The sequence below is a fragment of the Thermus antranikianii DSM 12462 genome (genome assembly GCF_000423905.1).
Classification (GTDB): domain Bacteria; phylum Deinococcota; class Deinococci; order Deinococcales; family Thermaceae; genus Thermus; species Thermus antranikianii.
Genome location: NZ_AUIW01000004.1, coordinates 164,002 through 187,391 on the forward strand (window position 1 = coordinate 164,002; position 23,390 = coordinate 187,391).

At 66.7% G+C, this 23,390-nt stretch carries 27 protein-coding genes and 1 other RNA gene; 14 read left to right on the forward strand and 14 right to left on the reverse strand.

Going from position 1 to position 23,390, the window contains the following annotated elements:
* The first annotated feature begins 4 nt into the window (after positions 1 to 4).
* Positions 5 to 2,005 carry an excinuclease ABC subunit UvrB gene (gene uvrB / locus G584_RS0105585; RefSeq protein ID WP_028493734.1) on the forward strand — a complete coding sequence of 667 codons (2,001 nt, stop codon included), beginning with the start codon at positions 5 to 7 and terminating at the stop codon, positions 2,003 to 2,005.
* Here the strand turns inward: uvrB and G584_RS0105590 are convergent.
* The gene (locus tag G584_RS0105590) at positions 2,002 to 3,117 is read right to left on the reverse strand and encodes an E3 binding domain-containing protein (RefSeq protein ID WP_028493735.1); all 1,116 of its coding nucleotides are present in this window, start codon (positions 3,115 to 3,117) and stop codon (positions 2,002 to 2,004) included. The genes uvrB and G584_RS0105590 overlap by 4 nt on opposite strands.
* A gap of 20 nt (positions 3,118 to 3,137) precedes the next feature.
* On the opposite strand from G584_RS0105590, the gene G584_RS0105595 reads away from it, so the two are divergent.
* Entirely contained in the window at positions 3,138 to 4,226 is a 1,089-nt protein-coding gene (locus tag G584_RS0105595) for an aminopeptidase (RefSeq protein WP_028493736.1), read from the forward strand.
* Here the strand turns inward: G584_RS0105595 and G584_RS0105600 are convergent.
* Positions 4,223 to 4,993, reverse strand: coding sequence for an ABC transporter permease (locus G584_RS0105600; protein WP_028493737.1), 771 nt, complete (start codon positions 4,991 to 4,993; stop codon positions 4,223 to 4,225). The two genes, G584_RS0105595 and G584_RS0105600, sit on opposite strands and share 4 nt — an antisense overlap.
* Entirely contained in the window at positions 4,986 to 5,864 is an 879-nt protein-coding gene (locus tag G584_RS0105605) for an ABC transporter ATP-binding protein (protein ID WP_028493738.1), read from the reverse strand. Before G584_RS0105605 ends, G584_RS0105600 begins: the two co-directional genes overlap by 8 nt.
* A 19-nt stretch (positions 5,865 to 5,883) precedes the next feature.
* On the opposite strand from G584_RS0105605, the gene ffs reads away from it, so the two are divergent.
* Positions 5,884 to 5,984, forward strand: an RNA gene (gene ffs / locus G584_RS12460) — signal recognition particle sRNA small type.
* An 85-nt stretch (positions 5,985 to 6,069) separates the two neighbouring features.
* On the opposite strand, the gene G584_RS0105615 is transcribed toward ffs, so the two are convergent.
* A complete protein-coding gene (locus tag G584_RS0105615) occupies positions 6,070 to 7,272 on the reverse strand; it encodes a CaiB/BaiF CoA transferase family protein (RefSeq protein WP_028493739.1) in 1,203 nt (400 codons plus the stop codon).
* A 44-nt stretch (positions 7,273 to 7,316) separates the two neighbouring features.
* On the opposite strand from G584_RS0105615, the gene G584_RS0105620 reads away from it, so the two are divergent.
* Together G584_RS0105620 and G584_RS12650 are read left to right on the forward strand one after the other, a co-directional pair.
* Positions 7,317 to 8,102: a carbohydrate ABC transporter permease gene (locus G584_RS0105620; RefSeq protein WP_028493740.1), complete on the forward strand. Its 786-nt coding sequence runs from the start codon at positions 7,317 to 7,319 to the stop codon at positions 8,100 to 8,102.
* Positions 8,103 to 8,141: 39 nt separating this feature from the next.
* Positions 8,142 to 8,732: a hypothetical protein gene (locus tag G584_RS12650; protein WP_028493741.1), complete on the forward strand. Its 591-nt coding sequence runs from the start codon at positions 8,142 to 8,144 to the stop codon at positions 8,730 to 8,732.
* Here G584_RS12650 and G584_RS0105630 read toward each other — a convergent pair.
* Positions 8,683 to 9,957, reverse strand: coding sequence for a replication-associated recombination protein A (locus tag G584_RS0105630; protein ID WP_028493742.1), 1,275 nt, complete (start codon positions 9,955 to 9,957; stop codon positions 8,683 to 8,685). The genes G584_RS12650 and G584_RS0105630 overlap by 50 nt on opposite strands.
* Positions 9,958 to 10,001: 44 nt before the next feature.
* Between G584_RS0105630 and G584_RS0105635 the strand changes: the two genes are divergently transcribed.
* Complete coding sequence (locus G584_RS0105635; RefSeq protein WP_028493743.1) at positions 10,002 to 10,685, forward strand: nucleotidyl cyclase domain-containing protein; 684 nt, start codon at positions 10,002 to 10,004, stop codon at positions 10,683 to 10,685.
* A gap of 65 nt (positions 10,686 to 10,750) precedes the next feature.
* Positions 10,751 to 10,873: a hypothetical protein gene (locus tag G584_RS13075; RefSeq protein WP_272595912.1), complete on the forward strand. Its 123-nt coding sequence runs from the start codon at positions 10,751 to 10,753 to the stop codon at positions 10,871 to 10,873.
* A gap of 44 nt (positions 10,874 to 10,917) precedes the next feature.
* Here G584_RS13075 and phnE read toward each other — a convergent pair whose 3' ends face one another.
* The 4 genes from phnE to typA form a co-directional block, all read right to left on the reverse strand.
* On the reverse strand, positions 10,918 to 12,543 hold the full coding sequence (gene phnE / locus G584_RS0105645; RefSeq protein WP_028493744.1) for a phosphonate ABC transporter, permease protein PhnE: 1,626 nt from the start codon (positions 12,541 to 12,543) through the stop codon (positions 10,918 to 10,920).
* The gene (phnC, locus tag G584_RS0105650; protein ID WP_028493745.1) at positions 12,540 to 13,289 is read right to left on the reverse strand and encodes a phosphonate ABC transporter ATP-binding protein; all 750 of its coding nucleotides are present in this window, start codon (positions 13,287 to 13,289) and stop codon (positions 12,540 to 12,542) included. Before phnC ends, phnE begins: the two co-directional genes overlap by 4 nt.
* Positions 13,290 to 13,350: 61 nt before the next feature.
* A complete protein-coding gene (locus tag G584_RS0105655) occupies positions 13,351 to 14,214 on the reverse strand; it encodes a phosphate/phosphite/phosphonate ABC transporter substrate-binding protein (protein ID WP_015718266.1) in 864 nt (287 codons plus the stop codon).
* 53 nt (positions 14,215 to 14,267) lie between these two features.
* A complete protein-coding gene (gene typA, locus G584_RS0105660; protein WP_028493747.1) occupies positions 14,268 to 16,031 on the reverse strand; it encodes a translational GTPase TypA in 1,764 nt (587 codons plus the stop codon).
* A gap of 52 nt (positions 16,032 to 16,083) precedes the next feature.
* Here typA and G584_RS0105665 point away from each other — a divergent pair, with 52 nt between their 5' ends.
* The 4 genes from G584_RS0105665 to folE are packed head-to-tail and all read left to right on the forward strand — an operon-like array spanning position 16,084 to position 18,641.
* On the forward strand, positions 16,084 to 16,950 hold the full coding sequence (locus tag G584_RS0105665) for a DUF1028 domain-containing protein (RefSeq protein ID WP_028493748.1): 867 nt from the start codon (positions 16,084 to 16,086) through the stop codon (positions 16,948 to 16,950).
* On the forward strand, positions 16,941 to 17,321 hold the full coding sequence (locus tag G584_RS0105670; protein WP_015718263.1) for an NUDIX hydrolase: 381 nt from the start codon (positions 16,941 to 16,943) through the stop codon (positions 17,319 to 17,321). Before G584_RS0105665 ends, G584_RS0105670 begins: the two co-directional genes overlap by 10 nt.
* Positions 17,302 to 17,994 carry a gamma carbonic anhydrase family protein gene (locus G584_RS0105675; protein ID WP_028493749.1) on the forward strand — a complete coding sequence of 231 codons (693 nt, stop codon included), beginning with the start codon at positions 17,302 to 17,304 and terminating at the stop codon, positions 17,992 to 17,994. Before G584_RS0105670 ends, G584_RS0105675 begins: the two co-directional genes overlap by 20 nt.
* A 38-nt stretch (positions 17,995 to 18,032) precedes the next feature.
* Positions 18,033 to 18,641 (forward strand): GTP cyclohydrolase I FolE, encoded by a 609-nt coding sequence (gene folE, locus G584_RS0105680; protein WP_028493750.1) that lies wholly within the window; start codon positions 18,033 to 18,035, stop codon positions 18,639 to 18,641.
* A gap of 198 nt (positions 18,642 to 18,839) precedes the next feature.
* On the opposite strand, the gene G584_RS0105685 is transcribed toward folE, so the two are convergent.
* Genes G584_RS0105685 through rlmB form a run of 5 tightly spaced genes read right to left on the reverse strand, consistent with a single transcriptional unit; the run spans position 18,840 to position 21,965 of the window.
* On the reverse strand, positions 18,840 to 19,061 hold the full coding sequence (locus G584_RS0105685) for a DUF2905 domain-containing protein (RefSeq protein WP_028493751.1): 222 nt from the start codon (positions 19,059 to 19,061) through the stop codon (positions 18,840 to 18,842).
* Complete coding sequence (locus tag G584_RS0105690) at positions 19,048 to 19,956, reverse strand: glucokinase (RefSeq protein ID WP_028493752.1); 909 nt, start codon at positions 19,954 to 19,956, stop codon at positions 19,048 to 19,050. The genes G584_RS0105685 and G584_RS0105690 overlap by 14 nt, the downstream gene beginning before the upstream one ends.
* Positions 19,953 to 20,189 (reverse strand): putative signal transducing protein, encoded by a 237-nt coding sequence (locus tag G584_RS0105695; RefSeq protein ID WP_028493753.1) that lies wholly within the window; start codon positions 20,187 to 20,189, stop codon positions 19,953 to 19,955. The genes G584_RS0105690 and G584_RS0105695 overlap by 4 nt, the downstream gene beginning before the upstream one ends.
* Positions 20,174 to 21,244, reverse strand: coding sequence for a M20 family metallopeptidase (locus G584_RS0105700; protein ID WP_028493754.1), 1,071 nt, complete (start codon positions 21,242 to 21,244; stop codon positions 20,174 to 20,176). The genes G584_RS0105695 and G584_RS0105700 overlap by 16 nt, the downstream gene beginning before the upstream one ends.
* 4 nt (positions 21,245 to 21,248) lie before the next feature.
* Positions 21,249 to 21,965 carry a 23S rRNA (guanosine(2251)-2'-O)-methyltransferase RlmB gene (rlmB, locus tag G584_RS0105705; RefSeq protein ID WP_028493755.1) on the reverse strand — a complete coding sequence of 239 codons (717 nt, stop codon included), beginning with the start codon at positions 21,963 to 21,965 and terminating at the stop codon, positions 21,249 to 21,251.
* A 46-nt stretch (positions 21,966 to 22,011) separates the two neighbouring features.
* On the opposite strand from rlmB, the gene G584_RS0105710 reads away from it, so the two are divergent.
* Genes G584_RS0105710 through G584_RS0105720 form a run of 3 tightly spaced genes read left to right on the forward strand, consistent with a single transcriptional unit; the run spans position 22,012 to position 23,384 of the window.
* Complete coding sequence (locus G584_RS0105710) at positions 22,012 to 22,446, forward strand: universal stress protein (RefSeq protein WP_028493756.1); 435 nt, start codon at positions 22,012 to 22,014, stop codon at positions 22,444 to 22,446.
* A 42-nt stretch (positions 22,447 to 22,488) separates the two neighbouring features.
* Complete coding sequence (locus tag G584_RS0105715; protein ID WP_028493757.1) at positions 22,489 to 23,004, forward strand: LOG family protein; 516 nt, start codon at positions 22,489 to 22,491, stop codon at positions 23,002 to 23,004.
* The gene (locus tag G584_RS0105720; RefSeq protein ID WP_028493758.1) at positions 23,001 to 23,384 is read left to right on the forward strand and encodes a hypothetical protein; all 384 of its coding nucleotides are present in this window, start codon (positions 23,001 to 23,003) and stop codon (positions 23,382 to 23,384) included. The genes G584_RS0105715 and G584_RS0105720 overlap by 4 nt, the downstream gene beginning before the upstream one ends.
* The last annotated feature ends 6 nt before the right edge of the window (positions 23,385 to 23,390 follow it).

Genomic DNA, 23,390 nt, shown 5'->3' on the forward strand with positions numbered 1-23,390 from the left:
GGGGATGACCTTCCGCTACCGGGGTCCCACCCCCAAGGGGGACCAGCCCCGGGCCATCCAGGAGCTGGTGGAGGCCTTAAGGGATGGGGAGCGCTTCGTCACCCTCCTCGGGGCCACGGGGACGGGGAAGACGGTGACCATGGCCAAGGTGATCGAGGCCATGGGAAGGTCTGCTTTGGTGCTGGCTCCCAACAAGATCCTGGCGGCTCAGCTCGCCGCGGAGTTCCGGGAGCTTTTCCCGGAAAACGCCGTGGAGTACTTCATCAGCTACTACGACTACTACCAGCCCGAGGCCTACGTGCCGGGGAAGGACCTCTACATCGAGAAGGACGCCAGCATCAACCCCGAGATCGAGCGCCTGAGGCACTCCACCACCCGTAGCCTCCTCACCCGCAGGGACGTGGTGGTGGTGGCCTCGGTCTCCGCCATCTACGGCCTCGGGGACCCCCGGGAGTATAGGGAGCGGAACCTGGTGGTGGAGCGGGGGGCGGTCTACCCCCGGGAAGCCCTCTTGGAGAGGCTCTTGGAACTTGGGTACCAGCGGAACGACATCGACCTCGCCCCGGGCCGGTTCCGGGCCAGGGGAGAGGTGCTGGAGATCTTCCCCGCTTACGAAACCGAGCCCCTCCGGGTGGAGCTCTTCGGGGACGAGGTGGAAAGGATCCTCCAGGTGCACCCCGTCACCGGGGAGAGGCTTAGGGAGCTTCCCGGCTTCGTGCTCTTCCCCGCCACCCACTACCTTTCCCCCGAGGGGCTGGAGGGGATCCTGAAGGAGATCGAGAAGGAGCTATGGGAAAGGGTCCGCTACTTTGAGGAAAGGGGGGAGGTCCTCTACGCCCAGCGCCTTAAGGAGCGCACCCTTTACGACCTGGAGATGCTCCGGGTCATGGGCACCTGCCCGGGGGTGGAGAACTACGCCCGCTACTTCACCGGCAAGGCCCCGGGGGAGCCCCCCTACACCCTTCTCGACTACTTCCCCGAGGACTTCCTGGTCTTCCTGGACGAGTCCCACGTGACCGTGCCCCAGCTTCAGGGGATGTACCGGGGGGACTATGTGCGCAAGAAGACCCTGGTGGACTATGGCTTCCGCCTCCCCAGCGCCCTGGACAACCGCCCCCTTCGCTTTGAGGAGTTTTTGGAGAGGGTGTCCCAGGTGGTCTTCGTTTCCGCCACCCCGGGGCCCTTTGAGCTTCAGCACTCGGGGCGCATCGTGGAGCAGATCATCCGTCCCACGGGGCTTCTGGATCCCCTGGTGGTGGTGAAGCCCACGGAGAACCAGATCCTGGACCTCATGGAGGGGATCCGGGAGCGGGCGAAGAGGGGGGAAAGGACCCTGGTCACCGTCTTAACCGTGCGCATGGCGGAGGAGCTTACCGCCTTCTTGCAGGAGCACGGGATACGGGCCCGCTACATGCACCACGAGCTGGATGCCTTTGAGCGCCAGGCCCTGATCCGGGACCTGCGCCTCGGGCACTTTGACGCTTTGGTGGGGATCAACCTCCTGAGGGAGGGCTTGGACATCCCCGAGGTTTCCCTGGTGGCCATCCTGGATGCCGACAAGGCGGGCTTCCTGAGGAGCGAGCGAAGCCTTATCCAGACCATTGGCCGGGCGGCGAGGAACGCCAAGGGGGAGGTGTGGCTTTACGCCGATACCCTCTCCGAGGCCATGGAGAGGGCCATCCGGGAGACCAACCGGAGAAGGGCCCTCCAGGAGGCCTACAACCGGGAGCACGGCATCGTCCCGGAGACCGTGCGCAAGGAGGTTAGGGCCATCATCCGCCCCGAGGAGTACGGGGAGAAGGCTCCTGTGGAAGCCTGGGAGGGGGAGGACCTGAAGGAGCGGATCGCCGAGCTGGAGCTAGCCATGTGGCAGGCGGCGGAGGCTTTGGACTTTGAGCGGGCGGCGCGGCTACGGGATGAGCTACGGGCCCTCGAGGCCCGCCTGCAAGGCCTCACGCCCCCGGAAGCCCTGCCGGGAAGCCGGAAGCGGCGCAGGCGGCGCTAGGCCAAAAGCAGCACGGGGTTTTCCAGGTAAAGGGCCACCCGTTCTAGGAGCTTTCGGGCGATGGGGGCCTCGAGGCCCGAGGCGGCAAGCACCCCCTCCTGGGAGAGGAAAAGGCTCGGGCGGCCGGAGTGCACCTCCTCCTCCCCCGCAAAGCAGAGAAGTCCCTCCCCTTCCTCCCCCTCCTGCTGGCGGAAGAGGGCGAGGAAGCCATCCATGGGCCTTACGCCCCGCACCGCCTCCCCCGCCACCTGGCCCAGGAGGGGCCTTAGGGGAAGCTCCAGCTCCGCCAGGGCCTTCTCCGCCGCCTTGAGCAGGAAGGGAAGGGGGTTATGGGGCACCCCGTGGGCCTGGTGGAAGGCTTCCAGGGCTGCCTCCAGCCTCCCGGGGTCAAACCTCAGGCGCTGCACCCGCAAGAGGAAGGGAGCAGGAGCCGGGGCGGCGGTGAGGCCCGGGGCCGGGCTGGGCGGAGGGATGGGGGCGGCCAGGGGCGGGGGTTCCGGGGCAGGGAGCGCTTCCTCCAGGGCCTCTAGGGGTTCCGGGGTAGGGGCCTCCTGGGTTTCGCCGAGGAGGAGGTCTTCCTCCAGCTCCAGCTCCTCCGGTTCGGGGGAAAGCGCCTCCTCCTCGGCGGGAAGAAGGAGCTCCTCAAGCTCCTCCTCCACGGGCTCGGGGAGGAGGGTTTCCTCTTCCTCCAGCCCGGAGAGGGAAGGGGCTTGGTCTTCCCGGGCGGGTTCCCCGGCCAGGAGGAGGTCCTCCTCCAGGTCGAGGTCCAGGTCCTCCAGGAGGGCGGGCTCGAGGTCCAGCTCCTCTTCCGCCACCTCCTCCACCGCCAGGGTGGGGGCCTTGGGGGGTTCGGGGAGAACGTCTTCCAGATCCACGCCCTCCCGGCTCAGGACCTCTTGTACCCGCTTCAGTTCCTCTTCCGGGGGAAGGGGCGGGGCTTCCTCGGGCATGGGGGGCAGGTCCACCTCCCCGGCCATCACCTTGGCCAGGAAGGCAAGGATGTCCCGCTCCACGATGGTGCCATCGGGGCCGGTGCCCTGGAGCCTGCGCCAGTCTATGCCGTTTTCCTCGGCAAGACGCCGGGCCAAGGGCGTGATCTTGGGTTCGGCCATCTTGGCCCTATGATAACAAAGTGGAAGCCGCTTTCGCTCAACTCCTGGTGGAGTACTGCCTCGAGGCCCAGGAAGGGGAGACCATTTTGGTGGAGGCGGAGGCCCCGGCTTTGCCCCTCCTGCCCCATTTGAAAAGGGCCTTCCTGAAACGGGGGGCCTACCCCCTTTTCCGCATTGGCTACCCCGGGGAGGGGCGGGACTTCCTCCTCCACGGGAGGGCTTGGCTGGAGAGGATACCGGAGGTGGAGCGCGCTCTTTATGAGAAGGCGGACAAGTTCCTGCGCGTCCTTTCCGCGGAAAACCCCCTGGAGGGAGCCTCCCTGGACCCCGGCCTTTCCCTAAAGCACCAGCGGGCCTGGCGGCCTCTGGCCGAGCTCCGCCTGAACAAGCGCTGGACCCTCACCCTCTACCCCACGGTGGGGTACGCGGTGGGGGCGGGGATGGGGACGGAGGAGTTCCGGGAGTACCTTAAGGGGGCGTTATTCCTGGACCGGGAGGATCCGGTGGGCGCCTGGCGGGCCCTTTCCCGCTTCCAGGAGGCCTTGATCGGGAGGCTTTCCCAGGGCAGGGAGCTTCGCATCCAGGCCCCGGGCACGGACCTCAGGCTTTCCGTGGCGGGGAGGAGGTGGATCAACTCCGACGGCCGGCGCAACATGCCCTCGGGGGAGGTGTTCACCGGGCCCCTCGAGGATTCCGCCGAGGGGGAGGTGTGCTTCAACCTTCCCGCCTTCGTGGGGGGCAGGCGGGTGGAGGGGGTTTACCTGCGCTTTAAAGGGGGCGAGGTGGTGGAGGCCCGAGCGGAGGTGGGGGAGGAGTACCTGCTTGCGGCCCTGGCCACGGATGAGGGGGCCAGGCGGCTTGGCGAGGTGGGGATCGGCACCAACTTTGGCCTCACCCGGCCCACCGGCCTCATCCTCCTGGACGAGAAGATGGGGGGCACCGTGCACCTGGCCCTGGGCCGGAGCTACCCGGAAACCGGTGGGAAGAACCCAAGCGCCCTACACTGGGACCTGGTGCTTTCCCTAAGGGAGGGAAGCCTTCTCGTGGACGGCGAACCCCTGGTGGAGCGAGGGCGCTTCGTGGGCCTCCCTGAACCCTATCCCTTCTAGAGGTCCTTGCGTTCAAAAACCAAAGCCGCCAGGAAGGCGAAGCCCAGGGTGTAGATGAGGAGGAGAGGCAGGCCGAGCCCCGCTGCGTTGGGCCTTAAGTGGAGGTCCAGGTAGGTGGTGAGGAGGAAGGGGGTAAGGGCGGGAAAGGCCACCAGGAGGCGCATGAGAAGCAGGGTGGCCACCGCCGCCAGGGCGCTTGCCGTGGTGGAGAGGAAGACCGTGGCGTAGAAGAGGGCCAAGGCGGCGAGGGGTAAGAGGACGATCCCCGCCAGGAGGTGGGCGGAAAGGAGCTGGCCAAGGGCCTCTTGGGCGCTCAGAAAACCTACCCCGGCGAACCCTCCTGCCCCAAGCCCCGTGTCCCCGTAGAACCCTCCTAGCCCGTGGGGCAGGCCTGCCAGGAGGCTTCCCAGGAAGCTCGCCCCCAAAAGGACAAAGGGATAGAGGAGGGCAGAGAGGAGCTTGGCCAGGACGAGCCGGGTCCGGGAAAGGGGGTGGAGGAGGAGGCTTTTCAAGGTGCCTTGGGCCACCTCGCTTCCCAGGGACTCGCTGGCCGCCATCACCACCAAGAAGGGAAAGAGGAACTCCATCCCCGCCATCAGGCTAAGGGAAACCACCTGCCAGCCCGAGGCCAGGACCAGGCCGTACACTTCCTTAAGCCCTGGGGCCAAGGCCCACAGGAAGGGAAGAAGGAAGGCGGCCAGAAGCCCAAGCTGCACCGAGCGCAGGCGGAAGAGCTTGTAGAGCTCAAAGACCAGAAGCCTAAGCATGTTTCACCCTCTCCTGGTAGTAGAGCTTCAGGTCGAAACCTTGGGGATGGAAGGCCTTCACCCGGTACCCTTCCCTGAGAAGGGCTCCTAAGGCCGCCTCCGCCTCGCCCTCAAAGAGGATGGCCTGCCCTTGGATCCGGGCCGAGGCCACCTGGGGCAGGGTCTTGAGGAGGGCCAGGGCGCCTTCCAGGGGCTCGGCCTCGAGGCGGTAGGCCTTCCGCCCCTCGAGGACCACCTCGTCCAGAAGCCTCCCCCCTCCCAGGATCCCCACCTTGTGGGCGTACTGGCTCACCTCCTCGAGGTGGTGGGTGGAAAGGAGCACAGCCACTCCCTCCCGGGCCATCTCCTGCAAGAGGCTATGGACCAGCTCCACCCCCTCGGGGTCCAGGCCGCTGGTGGGTTCGTCCAGGACCAGGACCCTGGGCCGGTGCAGGATGGCTGCCGCCAGGCCCAGGCGCTGGCGTTGCCCCAGGGAGTAGCTTCCCACCTTCTGGTCGGCCACGGCGAGGAGCCTCAAGCGAGCCAGCACCTCCGTGATTCGGCCTTCCTCCGTCACCCCGGCCAGGTAGGCCCGCATCCTGAGGTTCTCCCGGCCCGTGAGGTAGGGATAGAAGGCGGCCGGAGCCTCCACCACCGCCCCCAGGTGGCGCCGGGCTTGGGGGTTTTGGTGCACGTCCTCCCCCAGGAGGAGGGCCCTTCCCTCGCTGGGAAAGGCCAGGCCGGTAACCAGGCGGATAAGGGTGGTCTTCCCCGAGCCGTTGGGTCCTGCCAGGGCGTAGACCTCCCCGGGACGCACGGAGAGGTTTATCTTCTCCAGGATGGGCTTGCGCCCGTAGCGCTTGCCCAAGCCCTCTAGCCTTAGGGCTTCCATGGGTGCTATACTACCCAAGCCCCCGGTCCAGCGCGACGGTCCGGGCGTGAACCGGGTCAGGTCCGGAAGGAAGCAGCCCTAAGCGCCACGGGTCGGGTGCCGCTGGGGCGCCGGGGGCAGTTATCCACAAGGTTATCCACAGGCCAAAAGGACCCATGGATAGCGGATCCAGAGGCGAAAAGGGCCTTGGGAACGAGGGTTTTGCTCACCGCCCTTCCTTGGCCTGGATGCGGACCACCCCCTTTTCCACAAGCCGGGCCACCTCCTCTGGGGTGTAGCCTGCTTCCCTTAGCACCGCCTCCGTATGCTCCCCAAGCAGGGGCGGGGGCAGGGAGGGGCTTGCCGGGGTGCGGGACAGGAAGCGCAAGGGGTTCGCCAGGGTGGGCAGGGCTTCCAAGAGGGGATGGGGAAGGGTCCAGATGGCCCCCCGGGCCTGGGCCTGGGGGTCTTGGAAGGCTTCGGCCAGGTCGTTCACCGGGGCGGCGGGGATGCCCTTCTCCCGAAACCTTTCCAGCCAGTGGGCCCGGGGTTGGGTCTTGAGCACCTGGGAAATAGCCTCCACCACCTCCTTTCTTGCCTCCACCCTCTCTGCGTTGGTGGGAAACCGCGCCGGGAGGTCCGGGAGGTTCAGGACCTGGCAGAGCCTGGCGAACTGCTCGTCGTTCCCCACCGCCAAAACCAGCCAGCCGTCCGCCGCGGGAAAGGCCCCGTAGGGCACGATCTGGGCGTGGGCGTTGCCCAGGCGCTTGGGGGGTTTGCCCGTGAGGAGGTAGCTTTCCCCCAGGTTGGCCAGGGCGAAGAGGCCCACGTCAAAGAGGGAAAGGTCGATGTGCTGGCCCAGGCCGCTTTTTTCCCGCTCGTAAAGGGCGGAAAGCACCGCCACCGCCCCCATCATCCCCGTCATCACGTCGATCCAGGCCACCCCCACCTTCATGGGGGGGCCTTCCGGCTCCCCGGTGACGGACATGATGCCGGTGTAGCCCTGCAAGGCGGCATCGTACCCGGGTTCCTGGGCCCTGGGTCCCGTGTGGCCGAAGCCGGTGATGGAGAGGTAGACCAGGCGCGGGTTAAGCTCCCTCAGGCTTTCATAGTCCAGGCCGTAGCGCCTCAGGTCCCCGGTTTTGAAGTTTTCCACCAGGACATCGGCCCTTTGGGCTAGCCTGCGCACCACCTCCTGGCCCTCGAGGGTCTTGAGGTCCAAGGCCAGGCTCTTCTTGCCCCGGTTCACGGAGAGGAAATAGGCGCTCTCCCCTTTGACAAAGGGGGGTCCCCAGCCCCGGGTTTCATCCCCCCAAGGGGGCTCCACCTTGATCACCTCCGCCCCCAGGTCGGCCAGGATCATGGTGCAAAGGGGCCCCGCCAGCACCCGGGAGAGGTCCAGCACCTGGATGCCGGAAAGAGGTTGCATGGGAGCATCTTAAGGCCCAGGCCCCTGTGGGGTATATTGGGCACGTGGGCCGGGCTTTGGGGCATCTTCTGGTCTTTTTGGCCTTGTTTTTCGTCCTCCTTCCCTTTCTCTGGATGGCCTACGCCGCCTTCATGCCCAAGGAGGCGGTGTACTCGGGGGAGCTCTTCTCCAAGGTGGGCTTTAGCCTGGAAAACGTCCAGGGCCTGGCCAAGGAGGGGTTTTGGGGCCGGCTCTTCTTCTCCCTGGGGCTTTCCTCGGGGGTGGTGCTTCTTCAGCTTTTCACCGCCCTTCTGGCGGCCTACGCCTTAAGGGCGGGGCTTGGGCTTCTTCCCTTTTACCTGGTGCTGATGGCCGTGCCCGCCGAGCTCCTCCTGGTCCCCCTCTATGGCATCCTCAAGGGGCTTTCCCTTCTGGACACCTTTTGGGCCTTAGCCTTGCCTTTTGCGGCCAGCCCCTTTGTCATCTACCTGGTTTACCAGGCCATGCGGGGGGTGCCCGAGGAGCTTTTGGAGGCAGCCAGGCTGGATGGGGCGGGGCACCGGGTGCTGCTTTTCGGCATCCTTTTCCCCTTGGTGCGCCCCACCCTAGTGGCGGCTGGGGTGCTGGCCTTCGCCGCCCATTGGAACCTGGTGCTCTACCCCAGGGTGATGGTTTCCGACCCCAGGCTCTGGACCCTCCAGACCTGGCTTACGGACCTGCAGCGCAAGTACCCCACCGACTGGGGCCTCCTTTCCGCTGCTGCCCTTTTCTCCGTCCTTCCCATCGCCTTGCTCTACCTCGTCTTTGAGAGGCGGGTGGTGGCCACCTTTGAGGAGGGCTTGAAGGGCTGATCCCCGAAGGGCTATCCTCGTCCCGAGGAGGCAACGGGTATGCGGGCAGTCTGGACCTTGGCGCTTCTCCCGCTTCTCCTTGCGGGGTGCCTTCCGGTGGCCGTTTTGCGTTCGCCCGAGCCGGTGCGGGGAGAGGAGCTGGCCCTGGGGCTCAGCCTGATACGGAATCCCTTTGCCAACCGGGATCGTTACCCCCTGATTCCCCTTCCCTATTTGGCCTATGCCCGGGGCGATGGGGCCCAGGAGGAGAACTTTTCCGTTCAGCTTGGCCTTCGGGCTGGGCTTAAGGCCACCTTAGCCCCGGGGGTGGCCTTGGACCTGGGGATCACGCCTCCCCTCTTCCTCCTCGGGGATGCGGGAGGATTCCCCTTTGTGCTGGACGGGGGGGTGCTCCTGGGCCAGGGGGGGTTTTACCTGAGCCCCCGCCTTCACTTGGCCGTGGGGCTTCTTCCTCCGTGTACGCCCGGAGGGTACAACTTTTTCTGCGGCCCCCCTGTCCTCCCGGTGCTCCAGGCGGCTTTCGGTTATATGGGGCCGGAGGGGGGCCTCGAGGCGGGGGCTTTCGTGGGGGAAAACCCCATCATCTATCTGGCGGGGGCCCTTCGCTTCCGCCTTGAAACCGGGCCCTAAGCTGGGCCAGCCGGGCCCGAACCCGCTCCTCCCAGCCCTCCCCCTGGGCCTGGAAAAGGAGGAGGCCCTCGAGGCCCTCAGGCAGGTACCTTTGGGCGAAGCTACCTTCCTTGTCCTCGTGGTAGTAGGCGTAGCCCTCCCCGTGGCCCAGAGCGCGGGCCAGGCCGGTGGGGGCGTTCCTCAGGTTCAGGGGAACGGGGGCCTCGGGGTGGGCCCTGGCCGCCTCCTCCGCCCGCTTCCAGGCGGCATAGAGGCTGTGGCTCTTCGGGGCCAAGGCGAGGTAGACCGTGGCCTCCACCAGGGCCAGCTCCCCTTCCGGGCTTCCTAGGGCCTCGTAGGCCTCCTTGGCGGCCACGGTGAGCCTTAGGGCCAGGGGGTCGGCGAGGCCTACGTCCTCGAGGGCCACCCGGATGAGCCTCCGGGCGAGGTACCGGGGGTCGGCCCCGCCTTTGAGGAGCCTCGCCAGGTAGTAAAGGGCGGCGTCCACGTGGCTTCCCCGCAGGGACTTGTGGAGGGCGGAGACCAGGTCGTAAAAGCGGTCCCCCTCCCGGTCCATGCCGAAGCGCTCCGCCCCCAGGGCCTCCCGCACGCTCTTTAGGTCCACCCGGCCGAAGCTTGCGGCCAGCTCTAAGGTGTTCAGGGCAAAGCGGGCATCCCCCTCGGCCGCCCTCGCCAGGAGCCTTAGGGCCTCCTCCTCGTAAGGGGTGCCGGGAAGCCCCCGGGGGTCCTCCAGGGCCCGGCGGAGGAGGGCGAGGAGGTCGGCCTCCTGGAGGGGCTTCAAGGGGAAAAAGCGGAGGCGGGAGCGGAGGGCGGGGGTGAGCTCAAAGGCGGGGTTTTCCGCGGTGGCCCCGATCAGGGTGAGGAGGCCGGACTCCAGGTGGGGTAGGAGGGCGTCCTGCTGGGTGCGGTTGAAGCGGTGCACCTCGTCCAGGAAGAGGACGAGGCCCCCTTCCCTCCGGGCCCTTTCCACCACCGCCCTTACCTCCTTAACCCCGGCCTCCACCGCAGAAAGCCTTAGGAAGGGCTTGCCCACCCCTTCCGCCAGGATCTGGGCCAGGGTGGTCTTGCCCGTGCCCGGGGGGCCGAAGAGGACCATGGAGGAAAGCCTTTTCGCCTCCAGCATCCGCCTTAAAAGCCCTTGGGGCCCCGTGAGGTGGGGCTGGCCCAGGACCTCGTCCAGGGAACGGGGCCTGAGGCGCTCGGCAAGGGGCTCCATCCCCCTCATGCTAAGGCCAGGGTAAGGGGAGGCATGGTAGGCTTGGAAGGAACATGCGCTGGCTTTTCCTCCTGCCCTGGGGCCTCTTCCTTTTGGGGCTTGCTCCCCTGGCCTTGACCGAACCCTTGGGCCAGGTGGAGCGGGGGCTTGGCCTTCTCCTTGCCGCCCTTTTGCTGGCGGCGGCGGGGAGCCTGTACTCCCGGTTCCCCGTGGTGTTTTCCGTGCAGTTTTTCCTGGTGCTGGGCCTTGGCCTCCTGGCGTTCCAGCTGGCCTTGGAAAGCACCCTGGCCTTCGCGGGGTTGGCGGGTTCGGGTTACACGGCCCTTGGGGGGATTCTGGGGGCCTTGGCCTTGGGCCTGGCCTTCTTCCTGGGCACGGGCAGGGAGGCTCCCCTTTTGCCGGCCCTCGAGGGGATGGGGACCCGGGAGGACCTCCTGCGCCTGGCCGGGGCCTTGGAGGGGCTGGCCCTTAGGCGCCCTCTGGTGCTGGTGTACCTTTCCACCTCCGCTCCTCCCGAGCGGCTTCAGGCGGAGCTTCGCCGCGGGGACTTGGCCTTCCGCCTGGCGGGAGGGTATCTTTTGGTCCTCCAGGGAAGCCGGCCTGAGGATGCGGCGGGGCTGGTGCGAAGGCTTAAGGAGCGGTTTCCCCTTTCCGCCTACGCCGTGGAGCGCTGGCAAGGGGGGAGCCTGGAAAGCGTGCTGGCCCGCCTCGAGGCGGAGGCCCTTCTCCAGTCCTGAGCGTTTTGGTGTAGGTGGTAGAGGCTACACCGACCCCAGGGTGTACGGGTTTTTGCTTTACCTTGATGCGCCTGCCCCTCCCGCCCCTTACCCTTAGGCTCAGGGAGGCCAAAATGGAGCAGGCCAAGGAGATCAGCCAGGCGTGGCAAGAAGCCCTGGAAACCTACGGGGAACGGGAAGAGGAGTAGACGGGAAGAAAGCCCAAACCGGGTCCCGTGGGACCCGGTTTTTTCTACACCAGGCGGCTTCGCAGCCAGCTGGAGGCAAAGTCAATCAGGTTCACCACGATGACGATGGCGATGATGCCGATCACCATCTGGTCGTAGTGGCCCGCATCCATGGCACCCTTGATGAAAAAGCCAATCCCCCCGGCCCCCACCAAGCCCAGGACGATGGACACCCGGAAGTTGATCTCAAAGCGGTACAGGGTATAGGACACGAAAAGGGGAAGCACCTGGGGCAGAATAGCCCAGCGGAGCACATTGCTCCCGCTGGCCCCCACGCTCTCCAAAGCTTCGATGGGTCCTTTATCCACGTTCTCTATGGCTTCGGAGTAAAGCTTGCCCAGATCGGCGAGGGAGTGGATAGCCATGGCCAGCACCCCGGCGAAGGGGCCCAGGCCCACCGCCGCCACCAGGATCAGGGCCAGGATCAAGGTGTCCACCCCCCGGTCCACGTTGTAAAAGCCCCGCATCAAATAGAAGAGAACGCGGAGCAGGGGGTTTTGGAAGGTGAGGTTGCGGGCGGCGAGGAAGCTGGTGGGCAGTGCGAATAGGGCGGCCAGCAGGGTGCCCACCAGGGCGATTTCCAGGGTCAGGAGCATCTCGCTGGCCACGCTCTGGAGCGGGTAGATGCCGCTTTGGGGTTGGGCCAGGTTGGGGGGCCAGGCCCGGTCCAGGAAGTTCACCAGGAAGGGCCAGCCTTTGACCAGTTTGCCCAGGTCAAACTCGGTGGCGTCAAAGGCGGGAAAGACGCTGGCGGCCACCAGGGCCAGGACCAGGCCCGTGCGGAGGTCATCGGGTTGCGCCAGCTTAGGTCGGAAAAGAAGCCAGATCCCCGAGCCCATCATCACCCCCAGGAAGAGGAGAAGGGCCACGTTCCCGTAGGCGGTGGACTGGGGTTGCAGGAGCCGGTAGCCCGCCTGGGCCACCTCCTGGGGCAGGCGCCCCTCGTTGAGGCCCGTGAGGTCCCGGATGGGCTTTAAGGGGGGAAGCCCGATTTCTTCCCGCACCCGGTTTAGCTTCTCCAGGCCCTGGTTGTACGCCGCCACCAGCTTTTCTTCGGTCCCGGGCTCGGCGGGAAGGATGAGCTTGTAGTAGCCCTCCATCCGGGGAAAGTAGGTGTGGGCCTGGGGGGAGTTGAGCCAGGCGAAGGTGGAGAGGGCCAGGGCTACCCCCAAGGGTAGCCAAAGCCCAGCCTGTTTCCTGCGCCAGACGGCCAGGAGCGCGAAGGGAACCAGGAGGCTTAGGGCCACCACGCCCTCCATAAGCCCCGGGAGGGGTTTAAGCCGCACCAGGTGGGCAGGGCCCTGGAGGAAGACCAGAAGGCTTGCAAGAGCCAAGCCCCCACCCAGCACGCCTCCGACACCTGCGGCCCGCCCGCCGAAGTGGGCCAGGAGCAAGGCCAAAAGGGCTCCTAAGGGAACCAGGGCCAGGTGGGGGGTCAGGGGGAGGAGGGCCAGGAGGGTGGGCCCCAGGGTTTCCCGGGAAAGGTACCCCACGGCCTCCACCACCGGGAAGGTGGGGGTGGCCACCAGGAGACCCAAGGCCGCAGCCACCAAGTAGCGGCGCATGGAACCCCGGCCCAGGCCGAGGAGGCTCGCCAGAGCCATGCCGAGCAGGAAAACTGCCAAGTTCATAGAGCCTCCAGGTTACCCGCGTAGACCATTCGCTCCACCTCGAGGGTCAGGGCCTCCACCGGACCGTCAAAGACCAGCCTTCCCCGGTTGAAGGCCAGAATGCGCCGGGCGTAGCGCCGGGCCAGTTCCAGCACGTGGATGTTCACCAGGACCGTCACCCCTTTTTCCTGGTTGTACTCCTTGAGAATGCCCAGGATCACATCGGAAAGCCTGGGGTCCAGGCTGGCCATGGGTTCGTCCGCCAGGATCAGCTGGGGTTCCTGGGCCAAGGCGCGGGCGATGGCCACCCGCTGTTGCTGGCCCCCGGAAAGCTGGTCGGCCCGGGCCTGCTCCTTTCCCTGAAGCCCCACCCGACGGATCTGCTCGAGGGCGATGGCGGTATCCTCCTCCCGGTAGAGCCCAAGAAGCCCCTTCCACGTGGGCAGGTAGCCCAGGCGCCCGTGAAGCACGTTTTCCAGGACGGTGAGGCGCTGCACCAGGTTGAACTGCTGGAAGATGAAGCCCACCTTCCGGCGGAAGGCCTGGAGCTCCTTGCGGGAAAGCCTGGTCACCTCCACCCCTCCCACCCACACCTCGCCGGTGGTGGGCTCCACCAGGCGGTTTAAGGTGCGCAAAAAAGTGCTCTTCCCCGCACCCGAGAGGCCGATGATGGCCACGAAGTCGCCCTGGGGTATGGAGACGTTCACCTCCGAAAGCGCCCGGGTCCCGTCGGGAAAGACCTTGCTCAGGTTCTTGACTGCGATCATGTTTCCTCGGCTTCCCCAAAAAGGCCCCCAGGGGGTCCTGGGGGCCCGGAGGGTCAAGGCTTCACTTATCCTGGCCGGAGATGCGCCGGGCCTCACGCACCACGTCGTAATCGCTATCCTTGGCCGGGACCATGTAGTCGATGCGGTAGAGGTTTTGGAGCAGGGTGCATTTGGGCGCCTGGCAACGCTGGATGGCGGCGGCGATTCCCTTGGCCAGGTTGGGGTACTTGCTGAGGAAGTCCTTGGCCACGGAGAAGGTGTCGCCGGGGATGGGCTTGGAGTAGAAGATGGCGGTGATCTGCCGTGCCTCCTCGGGTTTTAGGAACTGGGTCCAGGCCCCGGACTTGTTCTTGTCGTCGTTGGCGAAGGTGGCGGCGGCGTCCACGGACTTGTTGAGGACCGCCAGCACGGCAGCGTCGTGCTTGCCGGCGAAGACCTGCTTGGCGAAGAAGGTGTCGGGGTTGATGCCCCGGCTCACCAGGGCCGCCCGGGGGAAGACGTAGCCGGCGGCGGAGAGGGGGTCTACCCAGGCGATGGTCTTGCCCTCGAGGTCCTCGATCTTCTTGATCCCCGAGTCCTTGCGCACGATGATGGCCGACCAGTAGTAGGGGCTGCCGTTCCGCACCGACTTGAGGAGGACCTCCGCCCCCGCTTCCCGGTGGGCCAGCACGTAGCCGTCGGGGGGGAAGAAGGCGAACTCCAGCTTCCCCGCCCTCATGGCCTCGATGAGGCCGCGGTACTCGGTGGGGACGAAGATCTCCACCTCCACCGTCCCCCTGAACTCCTTCTCGATGTAATCCGCGATGGCCTGGGCGGCCGCCTTGAGCTGGTCGGAGTTCTGGGTGGGATTAAAGCCGATGCGCACCTTTACCGGGGCCTGGGCAAGACCCAGGCCAAGGCCCAGGAGGGCCAAAAGGAAAAGCATGAAACGCTTCACGGGCCGATTCTACACCGCTTGGACCCGGGGGCAAGGGGGGTTTACTTCCCCACCAGGCGTTTGCGCTGGGAAGGGTCCAGCACCTTCTTGCGCAGGCGAAGGCTTTTGGGGGTTACCTCCAGAAGCTCATCCTCGGCCAGGAACTCCAGGGCCTCTTCCAGGGAAAGCCGCCTTGGGGGTACCAGGCGGATGTTCTCATCGGAGCCCGCCGCCCGGATGTTGGTGAGCTTCTTGGCGAGGGTGACGTTCACATCCAGGTCGTTTTCCCGCACGTGCTCCCCCACGATCATGCCCACGTAGACCTCGGTGCCCGGCTCGATGAAAAACTGGACCCGCTCCTGCAGGCGGTTCAGGCTGTAGGCGGTGGCCACCCCGGCCTCCATGGCCACGGCGCTTCCCGTGGTGCGGGTGGGGATGGGGCCGGCCTCGGGGCCGAAGCCGTGGAAGGTGTGGCTTAGAAGCCCCTCTCCTCCCGTAAGGGAAAGGAAAAGACTACGGAAGCCGAAAAGGGCCCGGGCCGGGACCACGAACTCCGCCCGCACCCTTTCCCCCACCTCCATGTGCACCATCTCCGCCCGGCGGGCTCCCAAAGCCTCCATGACGCTTCCGAAGCGGTCCTGGGGCACCTCCACCACCAGAAGCTCGTAGGGCTCGAGGCCATCCTTGGTGAGCACCCGGGGCTGGCCCACGCTGAACTCGTAGCCCTCCCGGCGCATGGTTTCCAGGAGGATGGCCAGATGGAGCTCCCCCCGGCCCCTAAGCTCAAAGACCTCGGGGCCCACCTCCTCCACCTGGAGGGCCACGTTGGTGCGAAGCTCCTTAAGGAGGCGCTCCTTCAGCTTCTGGCCCGTCACGTGCGCCCCCTCCCGTCCGGCGAAAGGGGAGGTGTTGGCGGTGAGGGTGAGGGCCACGGTGGGCTCGTCCACCTTCAGGCGGGGAAGGGCCTCAGGGGCTTCTCTGGCGGCCAGGGTGTCCCCGATTCCCACGCCCTCCACTCCCGCCAGGGCCACGATGTCCCCGGGGAGGCTTTCCTCCACCTCCACCCGCTCCAGGCCCTGGTGGGTGTAGACCGCCACCACCCTGGCGGAAAGGACCCCGTCCCCTTTCAAGATGGCCACGCTTTCCCCCTTGCGCACCCGGCCCCGGGCCACCTTGCCGATGGCGATCCGCCCCAGGTAGGGGGAGTGGTCCAGGTTGGCCACCAGAAGCTGGAACGGCCCTTCCTCCCACCTGGGTGAGGGGATGTGCTCGAGGATGGTTTGGAAAAGCTCCGAGAGGTCTTCTTTGGGCGCTTCCCGCCAGGCCCGGCCATCCCGGCCGATGGCGTAGAGGTAGGGGAAGTCCAGCTGCTCCTCCGTGGCCCCCAGTTCCACCATGAGGTCAAAGGTGAGGTTGAGCACCTCGTCGGGGCGGGCCTCCTTCTTGTCCACCTTGTTGAGGACCACGATGGGCTTGAGCCCAGCCTGGAGGGCCTTCCGCAGAACGAACCGGGTCTGGGGCATGGGGCCCTCGGCGGCATCCACCAGAAGGAGCACCCCGTCCACCAGGGAAAGGGCCCGCTCCACCTCCCCACCGAAGTCCGCATGGCCGGGGGTGTCCACGATGTTGATCTTCACCCCACCCCAGACCACGGCGGTGTTCTTGGCCAGGATGGTGATCCCCCGCTCCTTCTCCAGGTCGCCCGAGTCCAGGATCCGCTCCCCCTCTTCCTTGGCCAGGGCCTTGGCCTGGCGGAGCATGGCGTCCACCAGGGTGGTTTTCCCGTGATCCACGTGGGCAATGATGGCAATGTTTCTAATCTCCATGGGCGCACCCAATCCTCCCACTCTACCACGTGGGGGCGCGTAGGATAGGGGCATGGTGGTGGCCACCTTTTCCCTGGTGGCCCAGGACCCGGAAACCGGGGACCTGGGCGTGGCCGTGGCCAGCAAGTTCCTGGCGGTGGGCTCGGTGGTACCCTTTGCCCGGGCGGGGGTGGGGGCGATCGCCACCCAGTCCTACGCCAATCCCCGCTTTGGGCCGCAGGGGCTGGCCCTTTTGGAGCAAGGGGCAAGCCCAGAAGGGGTCCTGGAGGCCTTCCGGCGCACCGATCCCGGGTTGGAAAGGCGCCAGTTCGGCCTGGTGAGCGCCCGCGGCGAGGCCCTCACCTTTACCGGAGGGGAGTGCCATCCCTGGGCCGGGGGGAGGGCGGGGAAGGGATTCGCCGCCCAGGGCAACCTCCTGGCGGGTCCCCAGGTGGTGGAGGCCATGGTGGAAACCTTCCTGCAGGAGGAACGGGTTCCTTTTCCCGAAAGGCTCCTTCTGGCCTTAAAGGCGGGGGAGGAAGCGGGAGGGGATAAAAGGGGCAAGCAGTCCGCGGCGCTTCTGGTGGTGGGGGAGGGCAAGGGGTACGGAGGGCTTTGGGACCGGTACATCGACCTCCGGGCCGACGACCACCCGGAGCCGGTGGAGGAGCTTTTCCGCCTGCTTTCCCTCCACCGCCTCCTCTTTGAGAGGCCCAAGGAGCGCCGCCCCTTGACCCCGGAGGAGGTGCGGTGGTTGCAGGGGGTGCTCCGGAGCCTTGGGCTTTACGCAGGGGAGGTGCACGGGGAGTTTGACGAGGCCACGGAGCGCGCTTTCCTTGCCCTGATCGGCATGGAGAACCTGGAGGAGCGCTACCAGGGAGGCCCGGAGGTGGACGAGGCCACCCTGAGCTACCTCAAGAGGAGGTACCCATGGAGCTAGGGGCGGGAGGTGTGGTCTTCAACGAGAAGGGGGAGGTGCTCCTCCTCCGCGACCGCATGGGCTTCTGGGTCTTTCCCAAGGGGCACCCGGAGCTGGGGGAGACCCTCGAGGCGGCCGCGGTGCGGGAGGTCCTGGAGGAAACCGGGGTAAAGGCGGAGGTCCTGGCTCCCCTTTTCCCCACCCGCTACGTGAACGCCAAGGGAGTGGAGCGGGAGGTGCACTGGTTCCTCATGCGGGGCACCGGCGAGCCCCGCCTGGAAAAGGGGATGACGGGCCTGGGGTGGTTCAGCCTGGAGGAGGCCCGCTTGCTCCTTTCCTTCCCCGAGGACCTGCGCCTTCTGGAGGTGGCCCTTGAGCGTCTACCGCTTTGAGGACAAGCTTCCCAGGGTGCACCCCAGCGCCTTCATCGCCCCCGGGGCCTACGTGGTGGGGGAGGTGGAGGTGGGGGAGGGAGCCTCCATCTGGTTTGCCGCCGTGGTGCGGGGGGATCTGGAGCGGGTGGTGATCGGTCCGGGAAGCAACGTCCAGGATGGCGCCGTTCTCCACGCGGACCCGGGTTTTCCCTGCCTTTTGGGTGCTGGGGTTACCGTGGGGCACCGGGCGGTGGTCCACGGGGCGGTGGTGGAGGAAGGAGCCCTGATCGGCATGGGGGCGGTGGTGCTGAACGGGGCCCGGGTGGGCAGGAATGCGGTGGTGGGGGCAGGGGCAGTGGTTCCCCCGGGGATGGAGATCCCTGAGGGCGCCCTGGCCCTGGGGGTTCCAGCCCGGGTCAAGGGTCCCGCCGAGCCCCCGGGCAACGCTCCCCGGTACCAGGCCCTGGCGGAGCGGTACCGGAAGGGGCTTTTGGCCATGGACCTTCCCAGGCGCTATCGCCTTACCCTGCGAGGCCAGGATGCCCTAAACCCCTTTAGCGAGCTTCACCTCCACCTGAAGCGCACCCGGAAGGAAGCCCTGGAAGCCTTGAGGCGGGCTTCCCAGGGGTTTCCCCTGGCCCTGGAAGAGGCCCTGCCCCTGGTGGAGGAGGGTTTCCTCGCCCCGGAGTGAGCCCGAGGCCACACAGGGGGAGGAACGGAGGTGGCAAGATGGAGCGCAAGATGGTGGAGCTCGAGGATACGGGTCTTACCTTTGAAACCCACGTGGACCTGGGGCGCCTGAAGCGCCTTGCGGCGGAGTGGCTGGAGGTCATCGGGGAGGATCCCAGCCGGGAAGGCCTCGTGAAAACCCCCGAGCGGGTGGCCAAGGCTTGGGCCTTCCTCACCCGGGGCTACCGCCAGGACCTGAAGGCCATCGTCAACGGGGCCCTCTTCCCCGCCGAGGGGAGCGAGATGGTGGTGGTGAAGGGCATAGAGTTCTACTCCATGTGCGAGCACCACCTCCTGCCCTTCTTCGGCCAGGTGCACATCGGCTATATCCCGGGCGAGAAGATCCTGGGCCTTTCCAAGTTCGCCCGCATCGTGGACATGTTTGCAAGAAGGCTTCAGGTGCAGGAGCGCCTGGCGGTGCAGATCGCCGAGGCCATCCAGGAGATCCTCGAGCCCCAGGGGGTGGGGGTGGTGGTGGAAGGGGTCCACCTCTGCATGATGATGCGGGGGGTGGAGAAGCAGCACTCCCGCACCACCACCAGCGCCATGCTGGGAGTCTTCCGGGAAAGCCAGAAGACCCGGGAGGAGTTCCTAAGCCACCTAAAGTGAACCCCCCCGCCTAGGCAGGGGGGCTTGGTCCGGTGCTGCTAGTCAGGGTTTTGCGGGGGCGCAGGCAGTTCGCATCCCGGCACTGGCGGTCTGCGCTTTCCCGGCGTGGGGGTGGCCGAGTTTACCCTGCGGGCCTCCCGCCTGCGGTCGGACGAGGGCACCTTTCGTACAGGAAGGGATCCGGTGGACGTGTGGGTCTTAGCGGCGAAGAAGGCCCAGGAGGTTCCAGAGCAGGGTGAGGAGAAGGGAAAGAACCAGGGCCGAGGTGATGGGAATGTACACCCGTAGGCCTTCCCGCTCGATCCGGATGTCCCCCGGCAGGTGGCCGAACCAGGAAAAGAGCTTGGGGAAATAGAGAAGCACCAGGCCAAGAAGGACCAGCAAAACTCCCAGGAAAAGTAGAGCCTTACCCACCTCCATCCCGAACCTCCAGATAGGCGGTGAGGGCGGCACCCAAGAGCCCGGCCTCCCCTCCCAAAAGAGCCCGGCGCAAGGGAGGAGCCTCCCAACCTGCCAGGTAGTGGCGGTAGGCTTCCTCCAAGGCTTCCCAGTAGGCCTGGGGGGCGTTTAGGGCAAGCCCCCCGCCCACCACCACCACCCCGGGGTCGAAAGCCTTGACCAGGCTGGCCAGGCCCATGCCCACATAGCGGGCTGCCTGGAAGAGGATGCGCCGGGCCCTGGGCTCGCCTTCCTGGAAGAGCTGGAAGAGCTCCTTGGTATCCACCTTGCGGTGGTAGGCGTAGGAGGCTTCCCGCTCCAGGGCCCTGCCCGCCGCCAGGGCCTCGAGGCATCCCTCCAGCCCGCAGCCGCACACCGGCCCCCCGGGAAGCAGGGTGATGTGGCCGAGCTCCCCTCCCTGCCCTCTTTCTCCCCTTAAGACCCGCCCCCCCAGGACCACCCCACCCCCGATCCCGGTGGATACCGTGAGGAAGAGGGAGCTACCCTCTCCCCTTGCCGCCCCCAGGTGGTGCTCGGCCAGGGCGGCGGCGTTGGCGTCGTTTTCCAGATGGACGGGCCTTTTGGTGGCCTCCTCCAGAAGGCGGCGGATGGGGAAGTTCACGAGGCCCCGGATGTTGGGGGTGAAGCGGATCACCCCCTCCTTGAAGTCCAGGGGCCCCGGGGTGCCCAGGCCGATGGCCACACCCTCCACCCCAGCCTCCGCCTCCGCTTTCCTGGTGGCCTCGGCCAGGGCCTGCACCACCGCCATCCCACCTTCCCCGGGGGTGGGGAGGACCACCTTGGAAAGAAGCCTCGTGCCGTCAAAGACCCCGGCGGCGATCTTGGTGCCCCCTAGGTCCAGACCCACCACGGTCATGGGATCTCCTCCTCCAGCGTGGCTTCTGCTTCCCCCAGAAGGGCCTCGGGCACAAAGAGGTTCACGTCTCCCATGTAGGTGCCCAAGGCCGCCTCGGGCAGGCCGGGAAAAGGAGTTTCCAGGATGACGGGGATGCCCCTGGCCTCGAGCCTTGCCTTCACTCCCTCGGCCACGGGCCGGGGGGCGGTGAGGAGCTTCCTGTAGGGGGTGCCGGCGATCAAGCGGCGTTCCATAAAGCCTCCACCAGGCGCACGTAGTCCTGGGCGGCCCCCTCCACCTCGGCCAAGGGAATATGCTCCCTGGGGGTGTGGGCTAAGGAGGGATCCCCCGGGCCGTAGCCCAAGACGGGAGCCTTGGTGCCCAGATAGGGGGCGTCGGTGGTGAAGGGCCAAAGGCCCGCCCCCTCCTGGTCCAGGGCCTTAAGGGCCGCAAGGAGCAAGGGGTGGTCCTCCGGCAAGCGGTAGGGAGGCCAGAGGGCGGGGATGACGAGGCGCACCTCCCCCGAGGCCCGCTCCTCCTCGGGAATGTAGACCGAGGCATCCCCCAGGGCCTTGAGCCTCTCCAAAAGAGCTTCTAGGTTGGCCTCGGGCTCGTAGCGCACATCCAGGTACAGGCGCACCACCCCGGGGGTCTGGTTCCGGGCCCCGGGGTAGGTGTCCACCCGGGTGGGGGTGAGCTTGAGGCCGGGGGGAAGGGGAAGCTCCTTTAGGGCCAGCAGGTACTCCCCGAGGCCGAAGAGGGGGTTTTCCGGGCCCGAGAGGGCAGCGTGGGCCTCCTCCCCTTCAAAGTCAACCCAGACCTCCGCTCGGCCCCGGTGGCCCCGCATGAGCCTTCTTCCCGAGGGCTCCCCCAGGATGAAGGCCAGAGGGGAAAGCCTTTCTGCGGCATGACGGCTTCCCAAGCCCCCCACCTCCTCCTGCACCGTGGCGAGGAAGCGCACCCGTCCCTTGAGGGGTTTTTGGGCGAGGGCCTCGAGGGCCAAGAGCATGGCCACCAAAGGCCCTTTCATGTCCACCGCCCCCCGGCCCCAGACGGCCTCCTGGGCCACGGTGCCCTGGGGGTAGGGCCAGTGCAGGGGATCCCCCACGGGCACCACGTCCAGGTGCCCGGTTAGCACCACCTCGGGTTCCTTCTCCCCCAGAAGGGCCTCCACGTTTCCCGCCTCGTCCAGGGTGGCCGTCAGGCCCATGCCCTTGAGGGCCTCCAGGAGAAGGGCCGCCACCTCCCCTTCCTGCCCGGGGAGGCTTTCCGCCTGGAGGAGGCGGGAAAGAAGCCGGATCCAGTCCACGACCCTATCCTACACCCCGGCCCAGGGCTGCCATGTAGAGGGCTATCCCTAAGGCCACGGAGGCGTTCAGGGACTCGGCCTCCTCCCGGATGGGGATGCGGAAAAGCTCGTCGCAGCTTTCCCTTACCAACCGGCGCATACCTTCCCCTTCCGAGCCCACCACCAGGGCCAGGGGCCTTTGGAAGTCCAGCTCCTTGGGGGTTTTTCCCCCCCTTACATCCAGGCCGTACACCCAGAGCCCCCTTTTCTTGACCTCCTCGAGGGCCCGGGGAAGGTTTTTCACCTTCACCACAGGAAGCTTTAAGGCGGCCCCGGCGCTGGCCTTCAGGGCCAGGGGCGAAAGGGGGGCGCTTCGGCGCTCCTCGGACACCACCCCGTGGGCTCCCAGGGCCAGGGCGCTTCGGATCATGGCCCCGTAGTTCCTGGGGTCGGTGATGCCGTCCAGGAAGACCAGAAGGGGAAGCTCCTTGCGGGCTTCCGCCAGGGAGAAGGCTTCCTCCAGGGGGGCGTAGCGGGGTTCCTCTATCTCCGCGGCCAAGCCCTGGTGGTGGGTGGTTCTCAGGAGGGTGTCCAGCTCGATCCGGGGCACCAGGGTGTACTCCGCCCCCAGCCTCTCCAGCTCCCTTAAAAGCCAGGCCTCCACCCCCCGGGCCACCAAAACCCGCCGCACCCGGCCCTCCTTCAGGGCCTCGAGGACCGGGTTCCTTCCGTAGATCCACATGGCCTGAGTTTACGACCCAGTATGATGAAAGCGAAGGAGGCGAGCCATGTACAAAACCATCCTGATGCCCACGGACGGAAGCTCCTGTAGCTTCCAGGCCCTGGAGCACGGCCTTTCCCTGGCCAAGGCCTTGGGGGCCAAGGTTCACTTCCTCTACGTGCTGGAGAATCCCGCCCAGGCCATCTGGATTGCTCCCGAGAGCGTTCCTTATGGCCTTGAGCTTTTGGAGGACCTGAAAAAGGCGGGGGAGGAGGCTATTGCCAAGGCCTTGAGCCTGGCTCAAGAGAAGGGGGTGGAGGCCACGGGGGAGGTGAAGGAGGGGGTGCCGATACCCACCATCGTGGAGGCGGCCAAGGGATTCGACCTCCTGGTCATGGGCACCCACGGGCGCACCGGGCTGGATAAGCTCCTTTTGGGCTCGGTGACCGAGGGGGTCTTGCACCGGGTGGGGATACCCGTTTTGGTGGTGCGGTGCCGTTAAACCCCATCTCCTGCTAGGTAAGGGGGAGCCCTGGCTGTAGCGATGCGGCTTATTAGCGCGTTCGTTTCCTCGAGGGTGGCCCCCAGTGATCCCTTGTACTCCCGCCTGGTCCGCTACGGGGAGGTGATGGCCGAGGAGGGCTTTGGCCTGGCCTGTGGGGGCTACCAGGGAGGGATGGAGGCCTTAGCCCGGGGGGTGAAGGCCAAGAGGGGAATGGTGGTGGGGGTCACCGCCCCGGCCCTTTTCCCCGAGAGGCGGGGGCCCAACCCTTACGTGGACCTCGAGCTTCCGGCTGCCACCTTGCCCGAGCGCATCGGTAGGCTTTTGGACCTGGGGGCGGGGTACCTGGCCCTGCCGGGTGGGGTGGGCACCTTGGCCGAGCTCACCCTGGCCTGGAACCTCCTCTACCTGCGGCGGGGCTTGGGGCGGCCCTTGGCGGTGGACCCTTACTGGCTTTCCCTCCTCAAGGCCCACGGGGAGATCGCCCCGGAGGACCTGGCCCTTTTGCAGGTGGTGGCGGACGAGGGGGACTTGCGGGCGTTTTTGCGGAGCCTATGAGCGAAACCCTTGTGGTGTACGTGCCGGATCTGGGCCAGGGCGTGAGCTTCTACCAGGCTTTGGGGCTGGCCCTGGAGGAGCTGATCCCGGAACGGGAGGCCCTTCTGGCTCCCCTCGAGGGGCCCCTTCTCCTCCTGCGCCCTGGAAGCGGGGGGGTGGAGCAGGGGCCCAACCGCCCCCGGCCCGAGGGGCATGGCTTTGCCCGGGTGGGGGTGGAGGAAGGCCGCCTGGTGTTCTTCGTGGAGAACCTGGAGCACGAAAAGTTTCGCCTTTCCAAGTACGGCCTTCCCTTCCGCGAGGCAGGGGGACACCTCCTCCTCTTTGACCCGGGGGAGAACCCGGTCTTGGTGCGGGAGCTTCCCCCAGAGAAACATTCCTGACCCGAG